The sequence below is a fragment of the Streptomyces sp. NPDC046977 genome (genome assembly GCF_040644455.1).
In the GTDB taxonomy this organism is placed as follows: domain Bacteria; phylum Actinomycetota; class Actinomycetes; order Streptomycetales; family Streptomycetaceae; genus Actinacidiphila.
This window is the reverse complement of sequence record NZ_JBEYWO010000018.1, coordinates 68807-84209: the sequence shown is the minus strand read 5'-3', so window position 1 is coordinate 84209 and position 15403 is coordinate 68807. Positions and strand designations below refer to the sequence as shown.

Below are 15403 nucleotides of genomic sequence, written 5' to 3'. Positions count from 1 at the left end.
TTCATGCCCGGCCACACCGAGAACGAGATCACCATCCCCGCCCCGCTCGACCTCGTCTGGGACATCACCAACGACGTGGAGGACTGGCCGCAGCTCTTCAGCGAGTACGCCTCCGCGGAGATCGTCGAGCGCGACGGCGACCGGGTCGTCTTCCGTCTGACGATGCACCCCGACGAGAACGGGCAGGTCTGGAGCTGGGTCTCCGAGCGCACCGCGGACCGCGCCTCGCGCACGGTGCGCGCGCACCGGGTCGAGACCGGACCGTTCCAGTACATGGACATCCACTGGTCGTACCAGGACACCCCCGAGGGCGTCCGGATGCGCTGGGTCCAGGACTTCTCCATGAAGCCCGGCGCGCCGCTGGACGACGAGGCGATGACCAACCGCATCAACGAGAACTCCAAGGTCCAGCTGGAGCTGATCCGCGAGCGCATCGTCAAGCGGCACCGGGACGGCGAGGGGCGCGCATGAGCACCTACCGCTCGCTCATCGTGGCCCGGATCAAGCCGGGTGTGGAGGACCAGGTCGCCGGGGTGTTCGCCGACTCGGACCAGGGCGAACTCCCCGGTCTGATCGGGGTCACCGGGCGCAGCCTCTTCCAGTTCGGCGACGTCTACCTGCACCTGGTCGAGGCCGACCGGCCGCCCGGCCCGGAGGTCGCCCGGTACAAGGACCACCCCGCCTTCCGCGACATCAGCGAGCGGCTGTCGTCCTACGTGCTGCCGTACAACCCCGAGACCTGGCGCGAGCCCAAGGACGCCATGGCCCGGGAGTTCTACCGCTGGGAGCGGAGCGGCTGACATGGCCGCCACCGAGCCGGAGTGGGTGCGCTGCGAACGCTGCGAGGCGCTCGTGTACACCAAGCGCTGGACCCGCATGCTGCGCGTCTGCCCGCACTGCGGCGCGCACGGCCGGCTCACCGCCCGTCAGCGGCTGGACCAGCTGCTGGACCCGGGCTCGCAGGCGCCGCTCGTCCCCGAGGGTGGCGAGCGGCCGCCTGCGCACGACCCCCTGGAGTTCACCGACACCCGGCCCTACGCGCAGCGGCTGCGGGACGCCCGGGAGGCCACCGGCCTGGACGAGGCCGTGCTCTGCGTGCGCGGCACGATCGGCGGCCGGCCGGTGATCGCTGCCGTCATGGACTTCCGCTTCCTGGGCGGCAGTCTGGGCCTCGGCGTCGGCGCGCGGATCACCGCCGCAGCGAGCACCAGCCTGCGCCATCGCGTTCCCCTGCTGCTGGTCACCGCCTCCGGCGGGGCCCGGATGCAGGAGGGCGCGCTGTCCCTGATGGAGATGGCGGCGACCGCGCAGGCCCTCGCCGAACTCGACGAGGCCGGGGTCCTGGTGCTCTCCGTGGTCACCGACCCCACCTACGGCGGTGTCGCCGCCTCGTACGCCACCCTCGCCGACGTCGTCCTCGCCGAACCCGGCGCCCGCCTCGGCTTCGCCGGGCCCCGGGTCGTGCAGCAGACCACCGGGCGGCAGTTGCCCGAGGGCTTCCAGACCGCGGAGTTCCTGCTCGCGCACGGTCTCGTCGACGACGTCGTGCCGCGCGCCGCCCTGCGCGGCACGCTCGCCCGGCTGCTCGGGATGCGCCCCGGCGCGCCGCACCGGGCCGCCGCGCCCCGGGCGCCGGTGACCGTCGTCCGCGACGTGGACGCCCTGCCCGAGCGCGACGCCTGGAAGGCCGTACGGCTGGCCCGGCACCCCTGCCGGCCGACCGCCGCCGACTACGCGGCGCACCTGCTGGAGGACTTCCACGAACTGCACGGCGACCGGCTCGGCGCCGACTGCCCGGCCGTCATCGGCGGACCCGGTCTGCTCGACGGGCACCCCGTCATGCTGATCGGCCACCACAAGGGCGGCCCCACACCCGCCGGCCGCCGCCGGCGGCACTTCGGCATGGCAAGCCCGGCCGGCCACCGCAAGGCCGCCCGCCTGATGCGCACCGCCGCCAAGCTCGGCATGCCGGTGATCACCCTGATCGACACGCCGGGCGCCGACCCCGGGCCGGAGGCCGAGAGCGGCGGCCAGGCACTCGCCATCGCCGAGAACCTGCGGCTGATGTCCCGGTTGCCGGTGCCCGTGGTCGCCGTCGTCACCGGCGAGGGCGGCAGCGGCGGCGCCCTCGCGCTGGGCGTCGCCGACCGGGTGCTGGTCAGCGCCAACGGCATCTACTCCGTGATCAGCCCCGAGGGCTGCGCGGCGATCCTGTGGAAGGACCCGCGGGCGGCGCCCCGGGCCGCGGCCGCGCTGCGGCTGCACGCCCGCGACCTGCTGCGGCTGGGCATCGTGGACGGTGTCGTCCCCGAGCCGCCGGAGGGCGCCCACGCGGACCACGCGGCCGCCGCCGCACACGTCGGCGGCGCGCTGACGGCCGCCCTGGACGAGCTGCGCGCCCTGGAGCCCGAGCGGTTGCTGGCCGAACGCCGCGATCGCTACCACCGGTTCCACCGGCTCTCAGGGTCCCCCGGGTTGCACCGTTCCGGACGACTGGAGGAGGAGGCAGCACCATGACGCTCCACGGCGACAACAAGTTGCCCGCCCACGCCGCCGGCGTGGGCCGGAACCTGAACGGATCGGCCCCCACCGCGCAACCGGCGCACCCGGTGCTCGACGCCGTGTGCCGCAGCGCGACCGAACTGGCCACGTCCGTCCCCACCCCGCCACGACGCATCCGGCTGCGGCACGGTCAGACCTCGGTCGAGATCGAGTGGCCGGAACCCCGGGACCACGAACGGCCCGAGTCCGCCGGCCCCGCGCCGCGGATCACCGTGGAGGAGCCCCCGCAGGAGTCCGCGCCGCGGCCCGAGGAGCCCGGCGAGCCGGCGTCCGGGGCCCCGCACTACATCTGCGCCCCCACCGTGGGCACCTTCTACCGCGCCCAGGAACCCGGCGGCGCGCCCTGCGTCCGGGTCGGCGACCTCGTCGCCCCCGGTCAGCCGGTGGGCGTCCTGGAGGTCATGAAGATGCTCAGCACCGTCGAGTCGGACGTCGCCGGGCGGGTCGTGGAGATCGTCGCCGGGGACGCGCAGCCCGTGGAGTTCGACCAGCGGCTGATCGCCGTGGAGCCCGAAGGGGAGTGAACGCCGTGTTCTCCACCGTACTGGTGGCCAACCGCGGCGAGGTCGCGCTGCGGGTCGCCCGCGCCTGCCGCGAACTCGGCCTGCGCACCGTCGCGGTGTACTCCACCGCGGACCGGGACTCGGCCGTCGTCCGCTTCGCCGACGAGGCCGTGCACATCGGGCCGCCCCCCGCGCGGTCCAGCTACCTCAACATCCCCGCCGTCGTCGAGGCCGCCCGCCGCACCGGCGCCCAGGCCGTCCACCCCGGCTACGGCTTCCTGTCCGAGGACCCGGACTTCGCGGAGGTCTGCGAGGCCAACGGACTGACCTTCATCGGGCCCTCGCCGCAGGTGCTCGCGCGGCTCGGCGACAAGGCCGCCTGCCGCGCCCTGATGGCCGAGGCGGGCCTGCCCGTGCTGCCCGGCAGCCCCGGGCCGCTGGACGGACCGGCCGAGGCGAAGGAGGCGGCGCAGCAGGCCGGTTACCCGGTGATCCTCAAGGCCGTCGCGGGCGGAGGCGGGCGCGGCATGGCCGTCGTCACCGAACCGGACCGGCTGCTGGACGCCTTCCGCGAGACCAGGGCGCACGCCCGCGCCGTCCTCGGCGACGACCGGCTCTACCTGGAGCGGTACATCGACGGGGCCCGCCACGTCGAGGTGCAGGTCGTGTGCGACCGGCACGGCGCGGTGGTGCACCTGGGCGAGCGCGACTGCTCCGTGCAGCGCCACCACCAAAAGCTCGTCGAGGAGACCCCCGCCCCCGACCTGCCGGCCCGGCTCCGCGGCGCCATGTGCGACGCCGCCGTGCGCGGCGCGATGGCGGTGGGCTACGAGGGTGTCGCCACCTTCGAGTTCGTCCTGACCCCGGAGCGCGACTTCTACCTGATGGAGGTCAACTGCCGCCTCCAGGTGGAGCACCCGGTCACCGAGATGGTCACCGGCGTCGACCTGGTGCGCGAGCAGCTGCTGATCGCCGCGGGACATCCCCTGACGCTCCGGCAGGAGGACATCGTGCCCCGCGGGGTGGCCGTGGAGTGCCGCGTCAACGCCGAGGACCCGGCCCGCGGCTTCGCCCCCACCCCCGGGCTGCTCACCGAGTTCGTGCCGCCCGGCGGCCCCTTCGTCCGGGTGGACACCCACGCGTACCCGGGCTGGCGGATCGGCCCGGACTACGACTCCCTGCTGGCCAAGGCCGTCGTCTGGGCACCGGACCGGGAACGGGCGCTGGCCCGCATGGACCGCGTCCTGGAGGAACTGCGCGTCCGCGGTGAGGGCGTGTGCACCACGGCGGGCTTCCTGCGCACGGTGCTGGCCCGCCCGGAGTTCCGGGCGGGCCGTCACACCACGGCGCTGGTACGGGAGATGACCGGCTGAGCCGGGTTCACACCCGGCCGATGGTGCTGTGGATGGCGTGCAGGAACGGGTTGACCGGGGTGACCTCGCCGACGGCGAGGCCCGCCTCGGTCATCAGCCCGGTCAGGCTGTCGCGGGTGTGCTTCTGACCGCCGACGTTCATCAGCAGCATCAGGTCCATCGCGGTGGTGAACCGCATGGACGTCGTGTCGTCCACCAGGTTCTCGATGACGACCACCCGCGCACCGGGGTGGCCCGCCGCCACGACGTTGCGCAGCGTGCGGCGGGTGCTCTCGTCGTCCCACTCCAGGATGTTCTTGATGATGTACATGTCGGCGGTCACCGGGATCTCCACCCGGCAGTCGCCCGGCAGCAGCCGCGCGCGGGAGGCGAGTTCGCCGCCCTGGCGCAGCCGCGGGTCGGCGCCCGCGACGACCTTGGGCAGGTCGAGCAGGGAGCCCTGCACCTCGGGGTGCTTCTCCAGCAGCGCGGCCAGCACGTGGCCCTGGCCGCCGCCGATGTCGGCGACCGAGGAGATCCCCGTCAGGTCCAGCAGCTCGGCGATGTCCTGCGCGGACTGGCGGCTGGAGCTCGTCATCGCCCGGTCGAAGACCTTGGCGCTGTCCTGCGCGTCGTCGTGCAGGTAGTCGAAGAACTCCTTGCCGTAGATGTCGGGGAAGATGTTGCGGCCGTGCCGCACGGCCTCGTCGAGCCGCGGCCAGGCCTCCCACGTCCACGGCTCGGTGCACCACAGGGCGATGTAGTGCAGGCTGTTGGGGGTGTCCTTGCGCAGCATCCGCGACATGTCGGTGTGCGCGAAGCGGCCGTCGGACCGCTCCTCGAAGACCCCGTAGGAGGACAGCGCGCGCATCAGCCGGCGCAGCGGGCGCGGCTCCGCGCCCACGACGGCCGCGAGCTCCTCGCAGGTCGCCGGCTGGTCGCCGAGCGCGTCGGCGACACCGAGCCGGGCCGCGGCCCGGACGGCGGCGGCGCAGGCCGCGCCGAAGACGAGCTCGCGCAGGCGCATCGCGCCCTGGGCGGGGGAGGCGGTGGGGGTGGTCTCGGTCAGACTCATCGTCAGCACAGGCCCTTCGGCTGGGAGACGCGGCAGGTGCTGCCGCTGAACACGTTGTCCTTGCCCTGGTCCTCGGCGGCCAGGTCGGCGGGGCTGTTGCCCATGGCGGTGTTGTCACGTACGGAGTTGCCGGTGTTGGGGGCGCCCACCACGCTGCGGAAGAGCACGATGCCGCCGGACATCGGCGAGGTGCCGATGTTCTCCACGACCCGGTTGTGGAGCACCTGGGTCTTCTCGGCGCCGGTCAGCACGATGCCGGCGCCCTGGATGAAGGGCAGCCGGGCGTTGGCCGGGCAGTACTTGTTGTTGGCCGCCACCAGATTGCGGGAGACGGTGAGCGACCCGGCCCGCGGCACGCCCTCGTCGCCGACGACGAAGACGCCGCCGCAGTTGGCGGTGATGTCGTTGTACTCGACGTCCACGGTCCGCACCCGGCGCAGCACGAGGCCGATCCGGTTGCCCGACAGCTCGTTGTCGGCGATCAAGGTGTGCTTGGTGTCCAGGGCGCCGCCCTCGGCGTCCACCGCGTTGGCCAGGAAGATCCCCGACTCGCCGTTGTTCTCCGCGACGTTGTCGCGGAACACGGCGCGCACCGAACGCTGCATGCTGATGCCCTGCTGCCCGTTGGCGCGCGCGACGACCCGGGTCACGTCCATGCGGTCGGTCCAGGCGGCGTCGACCCCGTTCTTCCGGAACCCGGAGACCGTCAGCGACCGCAGCCGCACATAGGTCAGCGGGCTCTGCTCCGTACCGGTGACGCAGATGCCGTGGCCGGCCGCGGCGCAGGCGTTCTCCGTCCCCTTGTCGCTCGGGGTGATCACGGTCTCGCGACCTGCCCCCAGCAGGGTCAGCCGGGGCTTGGTGATGTTGACGCTGCCCGGGTAGGTCCCGGGCGCGATCTCGATGACGTCGCCCGGGTGGGCGCGGTCCACCGCCGCCTGGATGGACTCCCCGGGCCGCACCAGGAGCGGTGCGTCCGCGGCCTGGACCCCGGGGACGTTGCACAGCCCCACGACGACCGCGGCCGTGGCGGCCGCGGCCGCGAGGGACCGACGAAGTGTCATGACTGCCGCACCTGCCTTCCTGGCGGCCTCCGCAGCCACCCGGAAAAGTACGTTATGAGCTGTTATGACCTCCTGCCACTCCGTCAGGCCATCAGAGGCCCACGCCAACGGCCCTTGAGCACACCCCCCACCGGGGATCAGGCGCGCACCAACGGCCGCCTGAGCACGGTGCCGCTTCACGCCCCCCACCGGGGATCAGGCGCATGACGAGACGGAGGGGGCGGGGTCGGAGGGGTGGCGTTCTGGACACTGGAGCATATTTGGGTGCACGACCCGGGGCGATCAAGGCGGGTACCTGATGCACCTAAATGTGCTGTCCAGAATGGCAGCCCCGGAGGCCCCGAACCCGGCCCACCCCGCACGCGCGTCGGGGCGCCCAGACCGTGCCGGGCACACGGGCGGGAGGGCGGGAGAAAAACCCGGTACAAGGGGCGCAGCCCCACATGTGGCCAGGGTCACCTGAACCCCCCGCCCTCCCCGTCTCGTGTCCGCCCTGAGGGATCTGCGACACGGATCGGGAGAGGACGGAGTGAGTGGATGGCGGCATTGTGGTCGCGCACTCGTCAGAGCAAGGGCACGAGTGACGAGGCGCTCATACGGGCGCTCTACGAGGAACACGGCAAAGCCCTGCTCGCGTATGCGACCCGGCTCACCGGCGATCGCGCCGCGGCCGAGGACGTCGTCCAGGAGACCCTGATCCGCGCGTGGCGGCACCCGGACGCGCTGGTCAACGGCAAGGGTTCGGTGCGGGGCTGGCTGCTGACGGTGGCCCGCAACATCATCACGGACCGGTACCGGGCCAAGGCGGCCCGGCCGCAGGAGGTGGCCGAGTCCCCGGCCACGCCGCCCGTCGAGCGCGACCACGCCGACGCCGTGGTGGACTCCATGGTCGCGATGGAGGCCCTCGAACGCCTCTCGCCGGACCACCGGGACGTGCTGTACCAGATCTACTTCCGGGGGCAGAGCGTCGCCGAGGCGGCGGAGACCCTCGGGATACCGCCGGGAACGGTCAAGTCCCGGTCCCACTACGCCCTCAAGGCGCTGCGGGAGTACTACACCAAGAAGCCGGTCGCGCTGCGGGAGGTGGCGGCATGAGCACGGAAGAGCAGCACGACGGCGGGACGCTCACCGCCTACGTCCTCGGCGCACTCGACGCGGAGGAGGTGCGTGCCGTAGAGGAGCACATCGCCACCTGTGGCCGCTGCCGGGCCGAAGTCGACGAGCTCCGCGAGATGGAGCGCGCGCTCGGTGAGGTCCCGCCGGAGATCTTCCTGGACGGCCCGCCGGAGGACGGCGCCCTGCTGCTGCAGCGCACGCTGCGGGAGGTGCGCTCAGAGCGCACGGGGGTGCAGCGGCGCCGGTGGACCGCGGCCGGAGCGGCGGCGGCCGCCGCGGCGGCGGTGTTGATCCTCGGCGGTGTCGTGATCGGGCAGAACGCCGGTACGGCCGACGTCGCCGGGCCTCCGGGGGCCAGCGCGCAGCCCGGCGCCAAGGTCGCGTCGGCCACCGACCCGGCCACCAAGGCCCGGATGACCGTCCGGGTCACCCCGGCCAGTGCCTGGGTCCGGCTCAACGCGTCGGTCAGCGGGATCCCGGCGGGGGAGCGCTGCCGGCTCGTGGTGGTCGGCAAGGACGGCCACCGGGAGGTCGCGGGCAGCTGGGTCGTCCCCAAGGCCGGCGAGGAGCACGGGGTGAGCCTCGACGGTTCGGCCGCGGTGGCCGCGGACGACATCTCCGAGGTCGTCGTCGAGAACGCGGCCGGCAAGGAGTACGTGACCGCCAGGGTCTGACCCCCCGGCCGGACCGCCGCCCGCCCGTCCCGTTGGTCACCGGGACGGGCGGGCGGCGGGCGTTGCGCGAGCGCGCACAGCTCACGGGTGCGGCAGCGCGTGGGGGTTCATCGAGCGCAGCATGCGGCGAAGATCCGCCTTGAGCTGTGCCCCCTCGTCCTCCGTGAAGGGGGCCAGCGCCTCCTGCTCGCACGGCTGCAGCGCCTCGGTGGCCTGTCCGGCCAGGGTCTCGCCGGCCGGGGTGACGTTGATCTCGATGATCCGCCCGTGCGTCGGATGCGCGTGCCGCCCGACGAGCCCGCGGTCGGCCATGCCCTGCACGGCGACCCCCATGGACTGCGCGGTCACTCCGCAGCGGCGCGCGAGTTCGGCGCCCGACAGGGGTCCCTCCATGGTCAGCCGGACCAGGGCGCTGTACTGCGTCTGCGTCAGGCCGAACGGGCGCAGGGCCTGCTCCAGCAGCTGCACGTACGCCTGCGAGAGCTGCCAGATCAGATAGCCGACGCGCTCACCCGGGTCGCCGACGGGCATACCGGACCGTCCTTCCGCATTGTTGTCTGTTAACTTATATCAGTCAGCTTATATTCTGGGAGGAAGGCCGCCGTGTCCGACACCGCCCTCATGCGTGACGCTCACCCCCTGGCGGAGGAGGGCGCCCCGCAGCAACGCCACCGGCACCGGCACGTTCCCGGACCGCAGACCGACGCTCCGCCCGCCCGCCCGGGGATGACCGGCGCGCACGCGGTGATCAAGCCCGTCCTCACGGTACTGGTCATCGGTCTCGCCTTCGTCAGCGTGTTCCTCGCCGCCTTCCACACCCCCACCGCGCACCGGCTGCCGGTCGCGGTGGCCGCCTCGGACCACTCGGCGGCGCTGTTCGACGTCCGGCTCCAGCGCATCGCGCCCGAGGCGTTCCAGATCGACCGCTACCCCGACGAGGCCTCCGCGCGGCGGGCCGTCGAACACCGCCGGGCGTACGCGGCGTTCCTGTCGGACGGCGGCAAGCCCCGGGTCGTCTACGCCGGGGCCAACGGGCCGGCGGTCTCCGCGCTGGTGGCCCCGCTGGCGGCGGTGCCGCACGGCGACGGGGAGAAGATCCCGGTGGTCGACATCCTGCCGCTGTCGAGCGGCGACAGCAGGGGACTGTCGGTCTTCTACGCATCGTTCGGGCTGGTCCTGGCCGGCTTCCTGTTCGGGCAGATGACCTACCAGGTGGCGCCGCGGCTCTCGTTCGGCCAGCGCATGGTCAGCCTCGCGCTCTTCGCCGTCCTCGGCGGCCTGGCCACCGCGCTGATCGCGTGCACCGCCTTCGCGGCGATCCCCGGCTCGTTCCTGGGCATCATGGGCATCATCACGCTCATGGCCGGCGCCGTCGCCGCGGCCACCGTCATGCTGATCAGGATCTTCGGCCCGGTCGGCGTCCTCCTCGGCTCCATCTTCATGCTCGTCATGGGCAACGCCACCAGCGGCGGCGTCCTCCCGCCGGGCTTCCTCCCGGGCTGGCTGGAGCCGCTCGCCTCCGTGATGCCGGCCGGGGTCGGCGTCCGCGCGCTCGACGGGCTCGCGTACTTCCACCACGACGGCCTCACCCGCGGGATCGTGATCCTCCTCGCGTGGATCGCCGTCTGCGTCGGGGCGGTGTACCTGCTCGACCGCATCGCGGCCTCGACGGGCATCGTGCACGCGGCGCACCGCTGACGGCCTGCTCCCCGCGGCGTACGCGGCCGGCCTCCGGACGGAGGACGACCGGCCGCGACCCGCCCGGCAGGCTGGGACCATGGCGACCACCACCCTCGGCCCGCGGCAGGCGCTGCGCGTCCCCCTCACATCCGAGCGCGTGTCGTACGCGACCGGCGCGCTCCTGGTCCTGTCGGGCCTGTTCCACCTGGCCGTCTGGTCCGTCGACGGGGGCCCCTGGAACGGGCCCGTGTCGTGGCGCAAGCCCTTCACCTTCGGCGTCTCCTTCGGGCTGACCCTGATCGCGGTCGCCTGGATCACCTCGTACCTGCGGACCGGGGAGCGCCGACGGGCCGTCCTGCTCTCGGTGTTCGCGGCCGACTGCGTCGTCGAGGTCGCGGGCATCACGCTCCAGGCCTGGCGGCGGGTGCCCTCGCACCTCGACATGGAGACCGGCTTCGACACCACGGTCTCCATGACGCTGGCGGTGGGCGGCGCCGTCCTGGTCGTCGTGCTCGGCGCCTTCGCCGCCGCGGCCTTCCGGCGGCGTCCCGACGGGCCCGCGGGCATGGCCCTCGCCCTGCGCGCGGGCTTCGCGATCCTGCTGGTGGGCCTCGCCTCCGGCGCCGCGATGATCGCCCGCGGCGTGTACCTCACCCGTACCGGCCACCAGGAGGCCGCCTACCACTCCACGGCCGCGTTGAAGCCCCTGCACGCCGTGAGCCTGCACGCCGTGCTCGTCCTGCCCGCGCTGGCCCGGCTGCTGTCCCGCACGGGGTGGAGCGAGGCGGCGCGGACCCGGCTGGTGCTGCTGGCGACCGCCGTCTACGCAGCGGCGGTGGCCGGAGCCGGAGTGCTCGCCGTCATCTGACGTACCATCAGGCCGAGTCGCGCAGCAGCAACTCGGCCCGGACGACGAGCTCCTCGGCGGCCAGCGGCTCGCCGCCCGACAGCAGGCGGGCGGCCTGGTCGATGGCGAGCGCGCCCAGCCGCCGGGTGTCCAGGGCAAGGCTGGACAGCGCGGGCTCGACGAGCGTGCCGAGCTGCAGGCCGTCGAAGCCGATCACGGCGAAGTCGCCCGGGACCTCGCGGCCCGTGCGGCGCGCCTCGCGCAGCGCGCCCATGGCGATGATGTCGTTGAAGGTGAGGACCGCGGTCACGTCGGGGTGGCGGCCGAGCAGCGCCCGCAGCGCCGCGGCGCCGCCCTCGGCGGACTGCGCGGCACCGGTCACCGCGTCCGCGCCGAGCCCGTGGGCCGCCGCCGCGGCCTCGAACCACGCCCGGCGGACGCTGGGTTCGGCGCGGCCGTCGTGGTCGAGCATGCCGATGCGGCGGTGACCGCCTGCGACCAGGTGCGCGACCGCGGCACGGAAGCCGGCCTCGCCGTCGACCCGGATCGAGCTGAAGCGCGCGGTGTGGTGCTCACGGCCTATGAGCACCACCGGCATGCCCCGGGTGAAGTGCTCGATCTCGCTCTCCGGGCTGTTGAAGTACCCCACGACCGCGTCCACTTGGGAGCAGATCACCTGGAGCGTGCCCAGCTCCTCCGTGGCGCGGTCGCCGGTGTCGTACACCACGACGTGCCAGCCGCGGGCGCGTGCCGCCTCCAGCGCGGCCGCGGCGACCTCGGTGAAGAACGGGTTAAGCAGGTCGGGGATCACCAGCCCGATGGTCGTGGTGTCCTGCCGGACCAGGCCGCGGGCGAACCGGCTGGGCCGGTAGCCCAGTTCGCGCGCCGCGTCGAGTACGCGCTGCTTGGTCAGCCCGTCGATCTCGTCCTTGTCGTTCAGCGCCCGCGACACGGTCTGCCGCGACACCCCCGCGGACCGGGCGACGTCATGGATCGTGATCCTCCGCGGCTCCGTCCCCGACGACGACACCATCGCGTACCTCCCACTGCCCACGGGCGCCGATCCGCCCGAGGGGCCGAGTATGCCCCCGCGGGGCACGACGGCGCGAGACCGGACCCGGCCACGCGCCGGCGGAAGGCCCGCGGTCCGCCCGTGCCCCCTGTCAGGCCGTGCCCGCCACCGCCTGCGCCACCGCGTCGCGGACCTGGCAGTAATAGGCCGCCGGTCCCGGGCGGTAGCGCCACGGCAGGGCATGGACATAACCGTCGACCAGCGTGAACTGCTCCAGGGCCGCTTCGTCCCGGTCCTGGAGGTGCAGGTAGAAGGCGAGCAGATGACGCAGTTCGGCCACGCGCGGGTGCGCCGGGTCGGCGGCGGCCACGTCCACCAGGGCCGCTTCGACCCGGGCCCGCATCTCGGGCGTGTTGTCGGCGGAGACGTCCTCCGACTCGTCGTGCTCGAAATGCGCGATGAGCGGCATTGCCGTCAGCAGGCTCCCCACGGGGGCGTCCTTGGCCACCCGCTCCGCGAACTCGGACGCCAGCCGCTCCGAACCCCGCCACTTCGCGCACCAGTACTGCAGGGCCGAGAAGGCCGCCTCGTAGTGGTGCGGGGCCCGGGCGGTGATCTCCTCCCACAGCCTGTCCATCTCGGCGTTGGGGTAGCCGAGCCCGAGCGCGATCCAGATCTCCGTGATGTACGGCGTCGGATCGTCGGGGTTCAGGGCGGCGGCGCGCTCCGTCTCCGCGCGGGCGCTCCCCAGCATCCGGTGGAAGCGGTCGAACTGCTCCCGCGTCGTGTACTGGCTCCGCTTCGCCCCCCGCAGCTTCCAGGCGAGGACGACCGTGCTGCGCGCCCGGACCACGGCCGCGTCCGGGTCGTCGGCCCGCTCGGACTCCCAGGCCAACAGCCACTCGTCGTCCTCGGCGGCCTTCTCGGCGAGCAGGTACGCGATCGCGGACCGGCGCTCCCAGTCCCGGCCGACGGCGCGCAGCAGACCGGCGGCGGGCCGCCAGTCCCCGTCGCGCACGGCCGTGAGGGCGGCGGACCACTCCTCGGGCAGGGCGGCCGCGTACTCGGTGTTCTGCCGCTCGACGGGCAGCAGCCCCAGCCCCCGCGCCGTCTCCGCGGCCTTCGCGGCCTCCGCGGTCAGGGTCTCCTCGTCGTCGGGGCTCCACGAGAAGAACGTCTTGAGGAACACCACGGCCAGCCATGCCCCGAAGAGCACCGTGGGAACGGCCAGGGCCACCAGGATCCAGAGCAGGACGGTCATGAGGGGTGCGATTCCGTTCGTCGGAAGGACTGCGGGGGGAGGAACGCCGGTTGCCGGGTGGGACGGGTGTCGCTCACGCCGGCGCCGGCAGCTCCGGGGCGATCAGCGCCCGCAGCGGGCCGGTGTCGGGGTGGTCGGCGAGCGCGGCGGCGACGGCGGCATCCAGCGCCGCTTCGGGACCGTCCCCCGTCGCCTGTGCGGCGAGCGAGCCGGGCAGCCGGGCCGCGGCGGCACGGGACCAGGAGAACTCCCACCGGAGCAGCGAGCGGGCACCGAACTCGGCCAGCACCATCGTCCTCAACCCGTCGGTCAGCGACGGCCGGACGAACGCCCGGAAGGCGCGGCCCTTCGCCGCCGCGGCCTCCTCGGACATCGGCAGCCGCTCGGCGAGCCGCCACAGCCTGTTGTCGTCGATCACGTCCAGCAGCGCGGGCAGTGTCGCGGGACTCCCCGTGTACTCGGCCAGCGCACGGTGCAGCGGGGTGTGCGCCGACGACAGTGCGTGGGCCATGACGGCGTCCAGCAGTTCCGGCCATCCCGCGGCGCGTTCGAAGGCCAGGATCTCGGTCCTCAGGACCGCGTCCTCCAGCGCGGCCCAGGTGCGCGCGGGGTCGGTGAGCACCGCCCGTGACGCGCCGTCCCCGCTCGCGGCGGCGCGGCCGTCCGCAGGCAGCGCCTCGATCCGGCGCACCCGCTCGGCGATCGGCGGGTGCGAGTCCTCGGGCGAGACGGGGGCCGACGGGAGCTGCGCGCGCAACGCCGCGAGGTTGTCCGCACGGGCCGCGAGCAGCTCGGCGAAGCCGCCGAAGAACGCGCCGCGCGGCGGCAGCAGGCGTACCGGCAGCCCCAAGGTGGCGTAGGAGTCCAGGTAGAACTCGTAGGAGGCGGCGAGGGCCGGGATCTCGCGCAGCGCCGAGGCGGTCGCGTCACGGCCGGCGACCCGGGCGGCGGCGAGGTCCGCCGCGAACTCCTGGGAGCGGGCGGTGGACTGGGAGGCCCGCAGACAGAGCCTTCCGTACCAGGTGAAGACCGCGGCCAGCGTGCGGTACAGCACGCCGGTGCCGCGGGTGTCGACCGGACCGGCCTTCTTGCCCTTGGCGACCCGCTTGGCCGCGGCCTGCTCCTGGCGGGCGCGCTCGGCGGCGACCTTGCTGTCCGCGCGGGCGTGGAACTGCTCGACGACGAGGCCGATCTGTATCCGGCCGCGTACCACGAGCGCCGACAGCCGGGTGTCGCCGCCGGCGAAGTGGCCGTACTCGTGGACCAGCACGGCCCGCAACTGCGCCTCGGTCAGGCCGATGAGCAGCGGTACGCCGAGATCGAGACGCCGCGGGCCGGGGAGCAGGCCGAGCAGACGAGGCCGCTCGCTCACCGCCGCGTTGACGTCGTCGGTGAGCAGGATGCGGTCCGGGACGCGGGTGCCGCTCGCGTGCGCGAGCTCCCGCACGAGCGCCCACAGCCGGGGCTCGTCCTGCTCCGTCGCCTCGATGCCGGGCGGATCCTCGCCTCTGGGCGAGCGCAGCATGGACATCCCGCGCACGAGCGGGACGGCGAGCAGCGCCGAGACGGCCACGATCTTCACGGCCAGCAGACCGTGCACCTCCGTGAGCAGGAGGGCATCGAGGCCGATCAGCACGGCGAGCAGGGCGGCGCTCAGCAGATAGAAGCCGCAGAGCAGGATGAGGGCGCGCAGCGCGCGCAGGGTCATACCCATCGGCAGGTTCCCCCCAGGGCACGGAGACATGACATGGCGGACACCCCGGGACGGACGCCGCCGGGTGAGCGCGTGTGGGGGAGCCGGGGAGGGCCCTCGGCAAAGCGCGGGCAAAGCCGGGGCAGACGGAGTATGCCGCACCGCAGGTCAGCAAGGCAATCCTGGTGCCGACCGGGGCGGGAGGACGGATGAACGCCTGTCAGGGGGGTCGGTGCGGCTACCCTCTGACACGTCGTCGGCCGGGTTCTTCGGCGGGGAGCGGGACCTGACGGCCGCCCTGCGGGGCGGCGTCGCCTCCGCGGTGCCCGGTACGCACGGACTGTACGTATTCCCTTTGCCCGCCGTACGCCTTTCCCGTGTGGGATGGCGGGCGGTCGTGAACGCGGCGGGTGCGATCCCGTGCGTCCACTGCCGTCTCGCTCTGGGTTGCACGCCCGGTATTCGGGTCGACAACGTTGTCTTCTGAATAAGGCCGGACCGCGCGTGCGTATTGCGACGCTGGAGAGGTTACGTGCCCATCAGATCCCATCCCCCCTTGCCCCG

15 protein-coding genes are annotated in these 15403 nt (G+C 73.6%); 9 read left to right on the top strand and 6 right to left on the bottom strand.

What is annotated here, in order from left to right; genetic code table 11:
* Positions 1-3: 3 nt before the first annotated feature.
* Genes ABZ883_RS25200 through ABZ883_RS25180 form a run of 5 tightly spaced genes read left to right on the top strand, consistent with a single transcriptional unit; the run spans position 4 to position 4438 of the window.
* Complete coding sequence (locus ABZ883_RS25200; RefSeq protein WP_360909730.1) at positions 4-471, top strand: SRPBCC family protein; 468 nt, start codon at positions 4-6, stop codon at positions 469-471.
* Positions 468-800 carry a TcmI family type II polyketide cyclase gene (locus ABZ883_RS25195; protein ID WP_360909728.1) on the top strand — a complete coding sequence of 111 codons (333 nt, stop codon included), beginning with the start codon at positions 468-470 and terminating at the stop codon, positions 798-800. The genes ABZ883_RS25200 and ABZ883_RS25195 overlap by 4 nt, the downstream gene beginning before the upstream one ends.
* A 1-nt stretch (position 801) precedes the next feature.
* Positions 802-2517 (top strand): carboxyltransferase subunit alpha, encoded by a 1716-nt coding sequence (gene accA, locus ABZ883_RS25190; protein WP_360909726.1) that lies wholly within the window; start codon positions 802-804, stop codon positions 2515-2517.
* Positions 2514-3086, top strand: a complete 573-nt coding sequence (locus tag ABZ883_RS25185) for a biotin/lipoyl-containing protein (RefSeq protein ID WP_360909724.1) — start codon at positions 2514-2516, stop codon at positions 3084-3086. The genes accA and ABZ883_RS25185 overlap by 4 nt, the downstream gene beginning before the upstream one ends.
* Positions 3087-3091: 5 nt before the next feature.
* Positions 3092-4438: an acetyl-CoA carboxylase biotin carboxylase subunit gene (locus ABZ883_RS25180; protein ID WP_360909722.1), complete on the top strand. Its 1347-nt coding sequence runs from the start codon at positions 3092-3094 to the stop codon at positions 4436-4438.
* Positions 4439-4445: 7 nt separating this feature from the next.
* On the opposite strand, the gene ABZ883_RS25175 is transcribed toward ABZ883_RS25180, so the two are convergent.
* Together ABZ883_RS25175 and ABZ883_RS25170 are read right to left on the bottom strand one after the other, a co-directional pair.
* Positions 4446-5492 (bottom strand): methyltransferase, encoded by a 1047-nt coding sequence (locus ABZ883_RS25175; protein WP_360909720.1) that lies wholly within the window; start codon positions 5490-5492, stop codon positions 4446-4448.
* Between the two features lie 2 nt (positions 5493-5494).
* Positions 5495-6556, bottom strand: a complete 1062-nt coding sequence (locus ABZ883_RS25170; protein WP_360909718.1) for a right-handed parallel beta-helix repeat-containing protein — start codon at positions 6554-6556, stop codon at positions 5495-5497.
* A gap of 537 nt (positions 6557-7093) precedes the next feature.
* On the opposite strand from ABZ883_RS25170, the gene ABZ883_RS25165 reads away from it, so the two are divergent.
* The gene (locus tag ABZ883_RS25165; protein WP_360909716.1) at positions 7094-7651 is read left to right on the top strand and encodes a sigma-70 family RNA polymerase sigma factor; all 558 of its coding nucleotides are present in this window, start codon (positions 7094-7096) and stop codon (positions 7649-7651) included.
* Positions 7648-8346 carry a zf-HC2 domain-containing protein gene (locus tag ABZ883_RS25160; RefSeq protein ID WP_360909714.1) on the top strand — a complete coding sequence of 233 codons (699 nt, stop codon included), beginning with the start codon at positions 7648-7650 and terminating at the stop codon, positions 8344-8346. The genes ABZ883_RS25165 and ABZ883_RS25160 overlap by 4 nt, the downstream gene beginning before the upstream one ends.
* Before the next feature lie 81 nt (positions 8347-8427).
* Here ABZ883_RS25160 and ABZ883_RS25155 read toward each other — a convergent pair whose 3' ends face one another.
* A complete protein-coding gene (locus ABZ883_RS25155) occupies positions 8428-8877 on the bottom strand; it encodes a MarR family transcriptional regulator (protein ID WP_360909712.1) in 450 nt (149 codons plus the stop codon).
* Positions 8878-8949: 72 nt separating this feature from the next.
* Here ABZ883_RS25155 and ABZ883_RS25150 point away from each other — a divergent pair, with 72 nt between their 5' ends.
* Both ABZ883_RS25150 and ABZ883_RS25145 read left to right on the top strand, forming a co-directional pair.
* Positions 8950-10044 carry an ABC transporter permease gene (locus ABZ883_RS25150; RefSeq protein ID WP_360909710.1) on the top strand — a complete coding sequence of 365 codons (1095 nt, stop codon included), beginning with the start codon at positions 8950-8952 and terminating at the stop codon, positions 10042-10044.
* Between the two features lie 79 nt (positions 10045-10123).
* Positions 10124-10894 (top strand): hypothetical protein, encoded by a 771-nt coding sequence (locus ABZ883_RS25145; protein ID WP_360909708.1) that lies wholly within the window; start codon positions 10124-10126, stop codon positions 10892-10894.
* Between the two features lie 7 nt (positions 10895-10901).
* On the opposite strand, the gene ABZ883_RS25140 is transcribed toward ABZ883_RS25145, so the two are convergent.
* The 3 genes from ABZ883_RS25140 to ABZ883_RS25130 all read right to left on the bottom strand — a co-directional run bounded on the left by ABZ883_RS25140 (position 10902) and on the right by ABZ883_RS25130 (position 14860).
* The gene (locus ABZ883_RS25140; RefSeq protein ID WP_360909706.1) at positions 10902-11906 is read right to left on the bottom strand and encodes a LacI family DNA-binding transcriptional regulator; all 1005 of its coding nucleotides are present in this window, start codon (positions 11904-11906) and stop codon (positions 10902-10904) included.
* Positions 11907-12036: 130 nt separating this feature from the next.
* A complete protein-coding gene (locus ABZ883_RS25135) occupies positions 12037-13146 on the bottom strand; it encodes a hypothetical protein (protein WP_360909704.1) in 1110 nt (369 codons plus the stop codon).
* Positions 13147-13219: 73 nt separating this feature from the next.
* Complete coding sequence (locus ABZ883_RS25130) at positions 13220-14860, bottom strand: M48 family metallopeptidase (RefSeq protein WP_360909702.1); 1641 nt, start codon at positions 14858-14860, stop codon at positions 13220-13222.
* Positions 14861-15403 lie beyond the last annotated feature (543 nt).